This is a genomic window from Reyranella sp. (genome assembly GCF_965279465.1).
In the GTDB taxonomy this organism is placed as follows: Bacteria; Pseudomonadota; Alphaproteobacteria; order Reyranellales; family Reyranellaceae; genus Reyranella.
On the sequence record NZ_OZ257242.1, the window covers coordinates 6,432,510 to 6,445,637 of the forward strand.

Annotated in this window: 12 protein-coding genes; 3 read left to right on the forward strand and 9 right to left on the reverse strand. The window is 65.2% G+C overall.

The features are described 5' to 3' along the window. Positions 1-86: 86 nt before the first annotated feature. The 7 genes from ACQY8M_RS31210 to ACQY8M_RS31240 form a co-directional block, all read right to left on the reverse strand. A complete protein-coding gene (locus tag ACQY8M_RS31210; RefSeq protein WP_428664388.1) occupies positions 87-1,295 on the reverse strand; it encodes an MFS transporter in 1,209 nt (402 codons plus the stop codon). A 3-nt stretch (positions 1,296-1,298) separates the two neighbouring features. Beyond that, the gene (locus tag ACQY8M_RS31215; RefSeq protein WP_428664391.1) at positions 1,299-2,123 is read right to left on the reverse strand and encodes an isocitrate lyase/PEP mutase family protein; all 825 of its coding nucleotides are present in this window, start codon (positions 2,121-2,123) and stop codon (positions 1,299-1,301) included. Positions 2,124-2,147: 24 nt separating this feature from the next. Then, a complete protein-coding gene (locus tag ACQY8M_RS31220) occupies positions 2,148-2,408 on the reverse strand; it encodes a GFA family protein (protein WP_428664393.1) in 261 nt (86 codons plus the stop codon). Positions 2,409-2,954: 546 nt separating this feature from the next. Further along, positions 2,955-3,167 (reverse strand): cold-shock protein, encoded by a 213-nt coding sequence (locus tag ACQY8M_RS31225; RefSeq protein WP_428664397.1) that lies wholly within the window; start codon positions 3,165-3,167, stop codon positions 2,955-2,957. A gap of 377 nt (positions 3,168-3,544) precedes the next feature. Then, a complete protein-coding gene (gene phnY / locus ACQY8M_RS31230; RefSeq protein ID WP_428664400.1) occupies positions 3,545-4,993 on the reverse strand; it encodes a phosphonoacetaldehyde dehydrogenase in 1,449 nt (482 codons plus the stop codon). A gap of 12 nt (positions 4,994-5,005) precedes the next feature. Beyond that, complete coding sequence (phnA, locus tag ACQY8M_RS31235; protein ID WP_428675550.1) at positions 5,006-6,244, reverse strand: phosphonoacetate hydrolase; 1,239 nt, start codon at positions 6,242-6,244, stop codon at positions 5,006-5,008. Positions 6,245-6,263: 19 nt separating this feature from the next. Beyond that, positions 6,264-7,418, reverse strand: coding sequence for a 2-aminoethylphosphonate--pyruvate transaminase (locus tag ACQY8M_RS31240; protein WP_428664403.1), 1,155 nt, complete (start codon positions 7,416-7,418; stop codon positions 6,264-6,266). 72 nt (positions 7,419-7,490) lie between these two features. On the opposite strand from ACQY8M_RS31240, the gene ACQY8M_RS31245 reads away from it, so the two are divergent. Together ACQY8M_RS31245 and ACQY8M_RS31250 are read left to right on the forward strand one after the other, a co-directional pair. Beyond that, entirely contained in the window at positions 7,491-8,357 is an 867-nt protein-coding gene (locus tag ACQY8M_RS31245; RefSeq protein ID WP_428664406.1) for a LysR substrate-binding domain-containing protein, read from the forward strand. A 52-nt stretch (positions 8,358-8,409) separates the two neighbouring features. Then, entirely contained in the window at positions 8,410-10,089 is a 1,680-nt protein-coding gene (locus ACQY8M_RS31250; protein ID WP_428664409.1) for a Na/Pi cotransporter family protein, read from the forward strand. Between the two features lie 274 nt (positions 10,090-10,363). Here the strand turns inward: ACQY8M_RS31250 and ACQY8M_RS31255 are convergent, their stop codons facing one another. Next, entirely contained in the window at positions 10,364-11,020 is a 657-nt protein-coding gene (locus tag ACQY8M_RS31255) for a glutathione S-transferase (protein ID WP_428664412.1), read from the reverse strand. A 128-nt stretch (positions 11,021-11,148) separates the two neighbouring features. On the opposite strand from ACQY8M_RS31255, the gene ACQY8M_RS31260 reads away from it, so the two are divergent. After that, on the forward strand, positions 11,149-11,712 hold the full coding sequence (locus ACQY8M_RS31260; protein WP_428664414.1) for a TetR/AcrR family transcriptional regulator: 564 nt from the start codon (positions 11,149-11,151) through the stop codon (positions 11,710-11,712). A 130-nt stretch (positions 11,713-11,842) separates the two neighbouring features. Here ACQY8M_RS31260 and ACQY8M_RS31265 read toward each other — a convergent pair whose 3' ends face one another. Further along, positions 11,843-13,036, reverse strand: a complete 1,194-nt coding sequence (locus ACQY8M_RS31265) for an IS4 family transposase (RefSeq protein ID WP_428659174.1) — start codon at positions 13,034-13,036, stop codon at positions 11,843-11,845. Between the last annotated feature and the right edge of the window lie 92 nt (positions 13,037-13,128).

Sequence of the window (13,128 nt, forward strand, 5' to 3'; positions counted from 1 at the left end):
CGGATGCAACTCGCCTTTCGCACTGCACAAGAGGGCCGACAATACGACCCACAGCGTGATTTTAGCAGGTGACGCGCAAAAAGGGCTCAGCTTCGTGCCGCGAGGCGTCCCCCCGTGAACAGGATGGCGCAGGCGATGAGCGTGACGGCGGAAGCGATGGCCAGGCCGGGCCGGTAGCCGCCGAGGCTGTCGCGCAGCACGCCGATCGCGGCCGGGCCGAAGGCCGAGACGAGTTGGATCGCGCTCGCGGCGACTCCGTAGGTCGCTCCGAATGCAGCGGCGCCGAACTCGCGCCGCACGACGATCGGACCAAGCGTGGTGATGTGGCCGATGCCGTAGCCGTAGACCAGCGACGCGCCGACCAGCACCGGCGCCGTCGGCCAGAGCGCGAGCGACAGGAGCGCGGCCGCCTGTGCGATCATCACCACGCAGGCGAGCTTGCGCACCGAAACGCCGTCGACGATGCGTGCCAGGATAAGCCGGCCGATGAAGGCCGAGCCGCCGGTGGCGCTGACCAGGAAGCCCGCGCCCTCGACCCCTAGCAGCGGCTGGGCCAAGGTCACATGATGTGTGATGAAGCCGATCTGCATCGCCAGCCCGAGGGCGAAGGCCGCAGCAGCGCTCCATAGCAGGACTGGCCGGTTGGCGGCGGTTGCGATCGGGGGCGAGACGGGAGCCGGCGTCGGCTCGTCGAGCGAGGCATGACCATCGCGTTGCAGCCCGATCTCCTCCGGCCGGCGGAAGCGCAGGACGCGCGCGATCAGCGGCAGAAGCAGCACCGCCGCGACGGCACCGACGATCAGTAGCCCCTGCTCGAGCCCGAACCGCCGGATCGCGAGCTGGAGGGCCGGGACGCCGACGATCGCTCCGACGCTCGCACCCATTATGGCCAGCGCCATCGACCGGCCCTGATGGCGCTCGAACCACGGCGCGACGGTCGCAGCAATGCCGGTGGTCGACAGCGCGGCCCAACCCAGCCCGATCAGCACGAAGCACGGGTAGAGCTGCCATCGCGCCTCGATGAGCCCAATCGCCGAGACGCCCAGCGCCATCGAGATCGCACCCGACAGGAGCACCGGGCGCGGCCCCCAGCGATCGATGCCGCGGCCGACCGAGCGCTGCACCAGCGCGCTGACGAGGTAGAACAGCGTGACGGCGAAGGCCACGTCGGCGATCGGCCAGCCGTGTGCAGCGGTCACCGCCTGCAGATAGACGCTCGCGCCGAAAGTCCCCAGGCCCCAGGCGACGGCGGCGATGACGAAGCACGCCGCCACCACCCGCCAGCCATGGAACATCGGCTATTCCTTCATGAAGGCATTCAGCTCCGGCGTCGGCATCGAACGGTCGAGATAGCCGAAAGTGCCGTGGTCGTGCACCTCCTTCGCAGCCTCGAGCAGCCCCGTCATGGCGGCGCGGTAGAGCGACGTGGCGAGGCTGATGCGCTTAACGCCGGCGGCCTCGAGTTCTGCCTTGCTGAACGACCTGCCCTTGATGCCGACCATGAAGTTGAACGGCTTCTTCAGCGCGCTCGTGACCTTCTTCACCGCCGCGAGATCGGGCAGGCCGGGCGCCATCAGCACGTCGGCGCCGGCCGCTTCGAACGCCTGCAGGCGCCGGATCACGTCGTCGAGATCGGGCTTGCCGCGCAGGAAGCCTTCCGCGCGCGCCGTCAGCACGAACGGGAACGAGAGCGCATGGGCGGCGTGAACCGCCGCCTTGACTCGCACGGCCGCCGTCTCGAGATCGAACAGCGGCGCATCCTTGTTGCCGGTGGCGTCCTCGATCGAGCCGCCGACAAGGCCGACGACTGCTGCCTGCCGGATGGTCTCGGCCGCCGCGTCGGGCGAATCGCCGAAGCCCTTCTCGAGATCGCCGATCACCGGCAGGTCGACCGCTTCGGCGATGGCGCGCGCATTGGCCAGCGCCTCCTCGCGCGTCACCTTGCCGTCGCGCTTGCCCAGCACACCTGCCTTGGCGCCGCTCGACGTGGCGAGCGCCTGGAAGCCGAGCCCGGCCAACAGGCGCGCCGAGCCCGCATCCCACGGATTGGCGATGACGAACGCGCCCGGCGCCTCGTGCAGCGCGCGTAACTTCTTCGCCTTGTCGGCCTGACTGACGCTCATGCTGTTTCCCCCTTGGCCCGGTCGCTATCGGCTGCGACCGTCGATCTGCTTGGGGGAGAGCTTAGCGACATCGACGCCTTCGACACAACGCAGGTTTACGCCGACCATCTCAGAGCCGTCAGGCCCCTTGCCTTCGGCATAGCTCTCGATGCCGCACCTCGGGCAGAAGCGGTGATGCAGAACGTGCTTGTTGAACTGGTGGTCGCCCAGCCTGCCGTCGCCCCTGGTGAGCATGAACTTCGCCCCGGGCCCGAACGCCGAGCTTCCGTTCATCCGTGTCGCCATGGTTCACCTCCCGCTGGAGCAACACTTCCGCGCGTGGTCGGGTACCGAATGAATTGAAGTGCACCGAGCCGAGCGACGTCGAGGAGTCGAGGCGAGCTATCTGATGAATTCTCGAGCTTGGCTCGCCGCCCCATCTTTATCCGCCTCTTCCAGGTCCAGATGAGACCAACTGCAGCAGATCACGAGTCGTGGATAGATGAGAGAGCGGAGGTCGGAGGAGCGTGCCTGCTCACATCCCACTCCGGTATCGCAGAATGGCGATATCTCGATCGGCGAAGAACGAGAAGGGTGTTTGCCGCGATATTTCGCGGCGTTCATTAAGACATGAAGGAAATGATGCTGAACTCACGAAGGCGAGACTGTCAGCCGCAGGACCGGCGACCGGAATCTGCACAGAGCAGGTTCCGGTGCCGTCACTTCTGCCGCCGGACAATGAGCAATCCGGCGAAAAGCCCCGCACTTGCCATCTTGAAGATGCGAGGCCTTGTCTTCGTTCGGCTGCCAGTACATCCGTGGTCAGCTCGAAACGAGAGCAAGGCGCCTAAATCAGCCGACCGTCTTCAGATTGTCGGCGGACATCTTGCCGGTGCGCCGGTCCGATACGATTTCAAACTCGATCTTCTGGCCTTCGACCAGGTGAGCGAGGCCGGCGCGCTCCACCGCGCTGATATGGACGAACGCGTCCTTGCCGCCATCATCCGGCTGAATGAAGCCGAAGCCCTTGGCGGAGTTAAACCACTTCACGGTTCCCATAGACATGAGGAGAACCCTTTCATTAATCAGATGTAGATATGCACGCTGCCGCTATTCGCTTTGGGCGAAGGGCAACGGTCGAACTCGCATTGATTTTCGGGATCAAGTCGCTGGCGGACACTTTGTAGTGCGCGAGATGCGCGGCGCGGCCATATCATCAGTCCGTCTATCGACGATTGGTATGTGGGCGCTTCACACGCCTTTTGCAAGGAGCCATTGCAAGCTCCACAAGGTTTCGTGTCCTCTCATCGACAGCGCCGTCGACCTCGCCCAGCCGGAGCGTCGCGCGCCTGCGCTGGAGCGACCGGCAGTCGATGCCAAAACGAGACAGTTCGCGACCTCACCCGTACCGCGCTTTTCAACGGCCGGCTAAACAACACGGCCTACCCCGGCCAGGGCAACGACCAGGTCTTGACGTTGGTGAAGCTCTTCATCGCCTCCAGCACGCCTTCCTTGTAGCCGAGGCCGGAATCCTTGATCCCGCCGAACGGCGACATCTCGATGCGGTAGCCCGGCACTTCCCAAATATTGACGGTGCCGACCTGCAGCTCGTCGACGAAGCGGGTGATGTAGTCGAGACGGTCCGTGCAGACGCCGGACGACAGGCCGTAGGCCGTGCCGTTCGATACCTGGATGGCGTGGGCGATGTCCTTCACGCGGATGATCGGGATCGCCGGACCGAAGGTCTCCTCGCGCACCAGCTCACAGGAAGGATCGACATGGTCGACGACGGTAGGGGGAAACAGCGCGCCCTGCCGGTCGTTGCCGTGCAGCAGCTTCGCCCCGTGCCTGGCGACCGCCTCGCTGACGCGGTTCTGGAACAGCGTCGCCGCGCGCTCGTGGATCACGGTGCCAACATCGGTCTCGGGATCGAGCGGATCGCCCGCCTTCAGCGTCTTCGCCTTGGCGAGCACCCGCTCGACGAAGGCATCGGCGACCTTGTCGACGACGATGATGCGCTTCACCGCCGTGCAGCGCTGGCCGGAGTTCTTGGTGGCGCCGGCGACGGCGAGGTCCGCTGCCTTGTCGAGATCGGCGTCCTCCATGACGATCAGCGGATCGTTGCCGCCGAGCTCGAGCACGATGCGCTTGTATCCCGCCTTCTCGGCGATGTACTTGCCGACCCGCACCGAGCCGGTGAAGGTGATCAGGTCGGCGCGCGGATCGACGATCATCGCGTCGCCGATGTCGGACGGATTGCCGGTGATCACCGACAGCATCTGCGGCGGCAGGCCGGCCTCGTACAGCGTGTCGGCCAGGAAAAGCGCGGTGAGCGGCGTGAGCTCGGTCGGCTTCAGCACGACGCAGTTGTTGGTGGCGATGGCGGGCGCCAGCTTGTGCGCCACCATGTTGAGCGGATGGTTGAACGGCGTGATCGCCGAGATGGCGTTCAACGGCTGGCGCAGGGTGAAGATCTTGCGCGGCTTGCCGTGCGGGGTGAGGTCGCACGAGAAGGTCTGGCCGTCATCCATCAGGCAGAGCTGGCCCGCGAAGGTGAAGACGTCGTAGGCGCGGCCGACCTCATAGAGCGAATCCTTCAGGCAGAGGCCGGACTCCAGCGTGATCAGGCGCGACAGCTCGTCCTTGCACGAAACCAGCAGTTCGGCGGTCTTCAGCAGGATCTTCTGGCGTTGATAGCGCGTCAGCTTGGGCTTGTAGGCGTGCGCAATCTGGAACGCCTCGGCGACCAGCTCCGGTGTGGCGCGCGGCACGGTGCCGACCAGCCGGTTATCCCAGGGATAGCGCACTTCCAGCCGCGCACCGGTTTCGACCTTCCTGCTGGCGATGCGCAGATGCTCGTGGCGCACCTCGGTCCGGATCATCGTGTCCATGAGACGGTCTTTCTAGGCGACGAGGTTGAGGGCGAGGTCGAAGGCGTCGAAGTTGCGCCAATGCCGGCCATTGGCCGGCGCCGAGAGCGTGCGATTGCAGATCAGCGGCACGTGCTGCTCGGAGATGCCGCCGTGGCTGCGCAGCGGCTCGGTCAGGCCCGACAGATCGTGCCGCGCCGCCGAGGTGCCCAGCACCTTGTGCTTGGTCGAGACGACGACGAGATCGCCGAGGCGATCGGCCGGCAGCTCGAAGCGCTTCGCCGCCTCCTCCTTGGTGAGCGCCACCTCGATCCCCGGCATTGCCTTCAGCCTGGCCGCCCACTCCCCCGGCCGGTCGCAATAGACGACCGCGTAGGAGCCGAGCGCGCCATGGTGCACGACATAGGGATCGGTGATTGGCAGGATGACCCGTGCCTTGTCCTTGCCGACCCAGCCGTCGAACAGGTCCTGCAGGTAGATCACGTCGGGCTGGCTGTTGGCATCGAACTTGGCGTTCATGCCATGGTCGGCGGTGAGCACGATGGTGCAGCCCATCGCATCGAGCTTCGCCATGTAGCCGTCCATCATGGCGTAGAAGTCGTTGGCGACCGGCGTGCCGGGCGCGTGCTTGTGCTGGATGTAGTCCGTAGTCGAGAGATACATGATCTCCGGCCGGTCGCGTTCCATCAGCCTGACGCCCGCGGCGAAGACGAACTCCGACAGCCCGGCGCTGTAGACCTCCGGCACCGGCATGCCGACCAGCGCGTTCACGTCCTCGATGCCGTTCTCGGCGAGGCTCGCCTTGTCCGACTTCTCCGACGAGAAGCTACAGGCCTTGTCCGGCGCCAGCTCGAGCCCTTTGCCCAGCAGGCCGCGCAGCTTGTCCTTGGCGGTCACGACGGCGATGCGGCAGCCGGCCCGCTGGAATGCCGGGAACAGTGTCTCGACCCGCAAGAACTTCGGATCGTTCATCATCACTTCCCTGCCCGTATCGGGATCGAGAAAGTAGTTACCGCTGATGCCATGCACCGCTGGCGGCCGGCCGGTGACGATCGAGAGGTTGTTGGGGTTGGTAAAGGACGGCACGACGCAGTCAGCGATCAGGTTGGTACCGCTCTTCAGCACCCTGGAGAACCACGGCGCACGGCCGGCGTCGACGGCGGCCTCGATGTAGCCAGGCTCCGAACCGTCGATGCAGACCACGACGGTCGGCTGCCGCGGCAGCCTGTAGGACCGTCCGTTCACCTCGATTTCTCGACCGATGGCATTGATGCTGTCGGGCGCCATGTTGCTACTCCGCTGCTAGGGCGGGGCCGCCATTGTTGACCCGCATTTCTTCCAGGACGTCGCGTACCGCGGCGAGCGCGCCCCTCATGTCCTTGGGATAGAGCCGGCCGATGCAGCCCATTCGGAAAGAATCCGCCACCGTGAGCTTTCCCGGGTAGATCACGTAACCGCGATCCTTGAGCCCGTCATAGAAACGCTGGAAGACGAATTTCGGATCGCTCGGCATGTGGAAGGTGACGATGATCGGCGCCTGGAGCTTCTCGCCGAGCAGGGTGCGAAAACCGAGGGCGCGCATGCCGTCGATCAGAACCTTCGCGTTCTCCCGATAGCGCCTGCCGCGTCCGGCCACACCGCCCTCGGCGGCATGCTCCTCGATCGCCTTTCCAAGCGCCACGATGACGTGGATCGGCGGCGTGAAGCGATACTGGCCGGTCTTCGCGAAGCCCTCGGCCTGGTCGAAGAGGTCGAGCACGAGCGTCGTCGCGTTGCCTTTGCATTCGGCCAGCGCCGTCTTGCGGCAGACCACGAAACCCAGCCCCGGAACGCCCTCGAGGCACTTGTTCGAGGAGGCCGCGAGCGCATCGTACTGCACCTTGCGCGCGTCGATCTCGAGTGCCCCGAAGGCACTCATGGAATCGACCAGCAGCCGGCGCCCATGCCCCGCCGCAAGACGCGCGACATCCTCGATCGGGTTCAGTATGCCCGACGTCGTCTCGCAATGGACGGCGAAGACGTGTGTGATGTCCGGATCGGCCGACAGCAGCGCATCGAGGGCGGCAATATCCGGCGGCCGGTCCTCCGGCGTCTCGTGGACGACGACGGCGCGACCGGCAATCTCGGCAATCTTCCTGGCGCGCTGGCCGTAGGCGCCGTTGATCAGCACGAGAAGCTTGCCGCTCTTCGGCACGAAGGTCGTGATCATCGCCTCGACGGCGAAGGTGCCCGAGCCCTGCACCGGCACGGTGACGTGCGTGCCCTCCCCGCCGGCGAGCTCGACGATCTTCTCCAGAACCATCCTGTTGATGGCGACGAAGCCCGCGTCACGCGAGCCCCAGTCATGGACCATGGCCTGCTTCACGCTGGCCGAGGTGGTGAGCGGGCCGGGCGTCAGCAGCAGCGGATCGCCGGTTTCGGAGGCGGCAATACTTGCAATAGGCATGGGTGAATGATCGGCTCGCCTCGGCTATCCGTCCAGTATATAATCTAGATGTTAAGTATCGGTTTAGATTATATGACACCCAGCCAGCTCCGCGCCTTTCACCTCGTCGCCGAGTCCGGCTCGTTCTCCGCGGCTGCGCGCGACTCCGGCTTGAGCCAGCCCAATCTTTCGGGTCAGGTCACGGCGCTGGAGAAAGCCTACGGCATCCGCCTGTTCGACCGGCGCGGCCGCTCTGTGGTGCCGACCGAGACCGGCCGTCAGCTGCAAGGCATCACCAGCCGCCTGTTCGCTGTTCAGGACGAGGCGCAGGCCCTGCTTGAGGGCGAGCAGAGCCTGACGCGCGGCCATCTGCGGATCGCCGCCGACTCCGCGCACCACGTGGTGTCGATCATGGCGGCGCTGCGGAAGCGCTCTGTCTCCCTCACCTTCGCCTTGTCGATCGACAACTCCGCCATCGTGCTCGAGCGCCTGCTACGTCACGAGGCCGACGTCGCAGTGATGGCCAAGTCGATCTCCGATCCGCGGCTCCATGCCATTCGCCTGCGGGCCGATCGCCTCGTACTGTTCGTGCCGGCCGGGCATGCGCTGGCGAAGCGGCGCAGCGCGCCGCTCGCAGCGCTCGCCGATCAGGAGCTGGTACTGCGCGAACGCGGCTCGATCACGCGCGAAGTCCTTGAACAAGCGATGGCGGCCGCCGATATCCGACCACGCTCGATCGTCGACGTGCAGACCCGCGAGGGTGTGCGCGAGGCGGTGGCGGCAGGCTTCGGCGTCGGCGCGATCTTTGCGAGCGAACTGGGCGACGACCGGCGCTTCCGGCCGGTTGCCGTGTCGGATGCAGACCTCGCCGTGGCAGAGTATGCCGTATGCCTGCAGGAGCGGCGACGCACCGCGCTGGTGCGGGCGTTCATGGATGAGGCCGCCCGCGCGGCACTGTAACAAAATCGTAAAAAACATTCTCACTCACAACGGTGAGGCGTAGGTTCCGGGCATGCATGGCGTCGACACCATCCTGAACGTCGTCGGCAGCGTTGCCCTGCTGCTGTGGGGTGTGCGCATGGTCCGCACCGGGCTGACGCGCGCCTTCGGCGCGTCGTTGCGGCGGGCGATCGGCGCCTGCTCGAAGAACCGGTTCACCGCGTTCGCCGGCGGGCTCGGCCTCACGGGCCTGCTCCAGTCGAGTACTGCAACGGCCCTCCTCCTCGCCTCCTTCGCCGGCCGCGGCCTGATTGCGCTGCCGATCGCGCTCGCGGTCATGCTGGGCGCCAATGTCGGCACGACGCTCACCTCACAGGTGCTGTCTTTCGACCTGAGCTGGCTCTCGCCGCTGATGATCGCCGTTGGCGTGATCTCGTTCCTGTCGACCGATCAAGACAAGCCGCGCCACCTTGGCAGGGTCGCGATCGGCCTCGGCCTGATGCTGCTGTCGCTCCAGCTGTTGACGGCAGGCACCGAGCCGCTGCGCACCGCGCCGTCTTTCATCGCCGCTCTCGCCGGCTTGCAGGATGAGTACGTGATCGCCGTGCTGTTCGGTGCGCTCGCGACCTGGGTCGTCCATTCCAGCCTGTCGACTGTCCTGCTGGTGATGTCGTTTGCCGCCAGCGGCATCGTCCATCCGCCGCTCGCTTTGTCGCTGGTGATCGGCGCCAATATCGGTGGCGCGCTGGCACCCTACATGGACCAGTCGTCGACCAATCCGCCGGCGCGGCGCGTGCCGCTCGCCAACCTCATCACGCGCGTGGCGATCGGCCTTGCCTTCCTGCCGCTCCTCGGACCCGTGGTGCACTGGCTGTCGCTGATCGATCCGGCTCCGGCGCGGCTCGCAGTCAACTTCCATTCGCTGTTCAGCCTCGTGGCAGCGGTCGTCTTCCTGCCGCTGATCGATCCGATGGCCGCTCTCGCCCGCCGGCTGCTGCCGGACAAGCCCGCGACGGACGACCTCAGCCAGCCGCGCCATCTCGACCCGAACGTGCTCGACACGCCGGCCGAGGCGCTGGGCTGCGCGACGCGCGAGACGCTATATCTCGGCGATCGGGTCTCCGACATGCTGCACCAGACCATGGAGGTCTTCGAGAAGAACGACCAGAAAGGCGCGCGCGCGATCGAGGCCGCCGACAATGTCGTCGATCACCTCTACGAGGCGATCAAGCTCTATCTGGTCCAAGTCTCGAGAACCGAGCTCAGCGAGGACGAAGGCCGACGCTACATCGAGATCCTGAGCTTCACGACCAACCTCGAGCATATCGGCGACATCATCGACAAGAACCTGATGGAGCTCGCCGCCAAGAAGGCCAAGAACAGGCTGACCTTCTCGGCCGAGGGCCTGGCCGACCTGAAGGCCTTTCATGCCCGCGTGCTGGAGAACCTGCGGCTGGCGCTCAACGTCTTCACCACGCGCGATCTCACTCTCGCGCGCCGGCTGGCGGCAGAGAAGGCGGCGATCCGTGAGATCGAGGCCAAGGCCGCCGACAGCCATTTCGCGCGGCTGCGCGAGGGTCGGCCGGAATCGATGGAGACCAGCACCATCCACATCGACGTGATCCGCGACCTCAAGCGCATCAACGGCCACCTCACGTCAGTGGCCTACCCAATCCTCGAAGCCGCCGGCGAACTCGCCGACACCCGCCTGAAGGAAGCCCAACCCCTGCTGCGCGCGCCCGCCGAATCGTAGGACAGCTCTGCAGCGCGCCCCTTCACCGCCTTTCTCCTCCCCATGGCAAATGGGGAATCGATGCCTCTCTCCGATTTTTCCCGGATAGCCCTGCGTCACACGGGGGAAGCCTCAACTCTTCGCCTGAACTGGCGAGGATGAAGTGCGTCGGCAAGCGCGGTCGCTCGCGCCGACAGTGGACATGTCGATAGTCTGCTCGGGGTGGGAAGCAGGCTTTCGCATCCACAGGCCATGGCGCGCTGCTCGGCGGGTGCCATGGCAGCGAGGCAACCTTTCAAGTGGATGCTTCGACCACGTTCGACATCGTCACCCGGTTACGGACGCTAGGACGCTCCTGCATCCGCGTGTACCAAGCCAGGAGGGCGTTACAGTCCGCAGGAACCGGCAGTTTCACGAGTTCAGCAAAGATCAGACCGCCGATGACGGTGATGTCAGCCATAGAAAAGCTGTCGCCGGCAACAAACTCCTGCAGTCTCAAGACGCCGTCAAAATAGCGCATGCCGCTGATGGCCTTGTCGCGCTGGCGCAGCCCCCAGTCGGCGTTCTGATAAATCTCGACGTCTGGACCGAGCCCCGGCGTGGCATGGTGGAAATAGACGCTGACGGCGTCGAGCAGTTCCAGCTCAGCGCGCTTGCTCATCATGTGGATCACGCCCCTCTCGCGGGGCGTGCCGCCGGTCAGTATGGGCGTACCATCCAGAGCGTCGAGATATTCGGTGATCGCCGTGCACTCGGCGATGAAAGTCCCGTCGTCGAGTTCAAGCACCGGCAGCGTCCCGGAATAGTTCTTGGCCCGGAATCCGGCAGTCTTGTGCTCGCCCTTCCTGAGATCGACGGACTCGAACCGGACGCATGATCCCAGGCCCTTCTCCGCCAGGGCGATGCGAACGCGCGCCGGGTAGGGTCCCGTGTGCCAATCGTAGATTTTCATGATCGCCTCAATCCTACCAACCACTTGGTAGGATTGCGTTTAAGAAGCCTGAACTTGTCGGTCAATAGAAATCTGCCATGTGGTAGGTAGGTAGCTTGGATCGCGACGTCTTGAGGTGGGGGGAGACGATGAATTCGAACGCGAAAGAAGAAATACTGGCGGCGGGTAGACGAATGGCCCAGGCGCATGGCTATGGCGGCCTGAACTTTCGTGATCTCGCGCTAGACGTGGGCATCAAGCACGCGAGCATCTATTACCATTTTCCGACCAAAGCCGATCTCGGCGCGGCGGTGGCGCGGCGCTATTGGGAGGATACGGCAGCTGCGCTCGATGCAATATCGGCTGACATCTCGGACCCGCTCGACTGTCTGCGCCTTTATCCCGATACGTTTCGTCAAGCGCTCAAAAACAGTAATCGCATCTGTCTCTGCAGTTTCATGGCTGCCGAATATGACGACCTACCCGAACAGGTGAGGGCAGAAATTAAGACCTTCGCCGACGTCAATGTAGCGTGGCTGAGCCGAATGCTGGCAGCTGGTGGAGCGGTAGAGGACAAGGCAGTCGACCAGCGGGCTCGCGCCATCTTCGCCGCTATCGCCGGAGCCCAGCTCATCGCGAGGAGCCGCGCGGACATCGCCGTCTATGACACCTTGATAGAAGGCTATCGGGCGGCGGGCCTTCTGCCACGCTAACCGGTGACGACTTCAAAGGTCCGTAGCAACCTAAGACTTGGCTCGAATTTCACTGTCGGCAAACCTCGGACCGTCACCTCCAGGATTTGTCCGCCTGGACAGTCTCCCCCTCGTGCGCCGGCTGTTGGATTCACACATTTCGAAGCCCGAGGGTGGTGCCGTATTTGATGTCGTTGAACTTTGCGAGACCGATGCGCATGAGCTTTGGCCCGGGCTTACCGTAGTAGCCGGTCCAGCCGCCGAGGCGGGCGATGACCCAAGCAGCGAAGGCCAAGCTGCCTGTGGGATGGGGATTGCGTTGGCGCGCAGTCTTGCCTTCGAGCCTTGCCGAGACGGCCTCGAGGATGGGCCGGTCGTCGGGATCGAAGGCATCGCCAAGCTGTCGATCGGTGTTGCCGTCGCGGGCCTGCACGAGTTGCTTGATTGTTACGGAGGCAATCGTGGCGGCGGCGACGAAGTTGATCATGGCCTGCGGCTCGCCGATGTCGGCGTCTTCGATGTCGAAGCCAGCGGTCTTGAGGGTGCGGAAGAACTCCTCGATGGTCCAGCGCTGGCGATACAGGTCAATGACGCGCCGTACCTGGCCGCACTCTGCGACCGGATGGGTCGTCAGCAGTCGCCAATGTATCGGCTTGCCGTCGGGCGGTGTCGAGATCTCGCGGACATCGACCAGCGTCAGGCCGACTGTCGCAGGCAATGCCGGATCGGCGCCATGCAATGGCCGGCGCAGAGCCACCGGCGCAAAGCGCAGGGCCAGTTCAGCGTGACGCTTTGCTCGTCCGGGGGCGGCCGGGATGGTCGTGGCGAAGCGGCCCTGCTCGGGTTGGCCGTCAATCATCCCGAACAGCAAGCCGTCCGCCGGCTCTTCGGTCAGCCGTTCGATCCGCCGGTTCTGGCAGGCGCGCACGATCAGATGCACGTTCGCCGGCCGGCGCGCGAACAGCTCGTAAAAGTCGCTCTCGCGGTCCGATACCACCGTGATGCAGCGCGCCTCGGCCAGAACCTCGCCGGCCTGCTGCGCTCCCTCGATCCAGCGACGCGACTCCTTGGCCGCCGTCGTCCGTCGGCGCCGCGGCGCCAACTCGGCCCGGCCGCGGTTCCACACCTGCATCGACACCAGGCCGAGCAGTCCGCCGCTCCCCGCTTCCACTGCCAGCACCGGATGAAGCAGCAAACCGCTCAGCACACCGCCCTTGCCGACCGCGCCATAGCCCGCCTGCCGGGCCCGACGGCCGCCCAGCACCAGTTCGCTGGTATCCTGGATCGCGACAACATCGCGCCCTGCGACGCGCTGCGCCGTCAGCGCACCGGCGTGCCGCGACATCGCCCCGGCCGTCACCGACCGGTTGCGCAGAAAGCGGGTGAACTGAATCTCACGGGCCCGCGTGCCGCCAAGCCGACGGATGCAAGACCCAG

Excerpts from the sequence above, each read along its gene's own strand:
- ACQY8M_RS31210 (WP_428664388.1), bottom strand. The coding sequence starts at position 1,295 with ATGTTCCATGGCTGGCGGGTGGTGGCGGCGTGCTTCGTCATCGCCGCC.
- ACQY8M_RS31215 (WP_428664391.1), bottom strand. The coding sequence starts at position 2,123 with ATGAGCGTCAGTCAGGCCGACAAGGCGAAGAAGTTACGCGCGCTGCAC.
- ACQY8M_RS31220 (WP_428664393.1), bottom strand. The coding sequence starts at position 2,408 with ATGGCGACACGGATGAACGGAAGCTCGGCGTTCGGGCCCGGGGCGAAG.
- ACQY8M_RS31225 (WP_428664397.1), bottom strand. The coding sequence starts at position 3,167 with ATGTCTATGGGAACCGTGAAGTGGTTTAACTCCGCCAAGGGCTTCGGC.
- phnY (WP_428664400.1), bottom strand. The coding sequence starts at position 4,993 with ATGGACACGATGATCCGGACCGAGGTGCGCCACGAGCATCTGCGCATC.
- ACQY8M_RS31240 (WP_428664403.1), bottom strand. The coding sequence starts at position 7,418 with ATGCCTATTGCAAGTATTGCCGCCTCCGAAACCGGCGATCCGCTGCTG.
- ACQY8M_RS31245 (WP_428664406.1), top strand. The coding sequence starts at position 7,491 with ATGACACCCAGCCAGCTCCGCGCCTTTCACCTCGTCGCCGAGTCCGGC.
- ACQY8M_RS31250 (WP_428664409.1), top strand. The coding sequence starts at position 8,410 with ATGCATGGCGTCGACACCATCCTGAACGTCGTCGGCAGCGTTGCCCTG.
- ACQY8M_RS31255 (WP_428664412.1), bottom strand. The coding sequence starts at position 11,020 with ATGAAAATCTACGATTGGCACACGGGACCCTACCCGGCGCGCGTTCGC.
- ACQY8M_RS31260 (WP_428664414.1), top strand. The coding sequence starts at position 11,149 with ATGAATTCGAACGCGAAAGAAGAAATACTGGCGGCGGGTAGACGAATG.
- ACQY8M_RS31265 (WP_428659174.1), bottom strand. The coding sequence starts at position 13,036 with ATGTCGCGGCACGCCGGTGCGCTGACGGCGCAGCGCGTCGCAGGGCGC.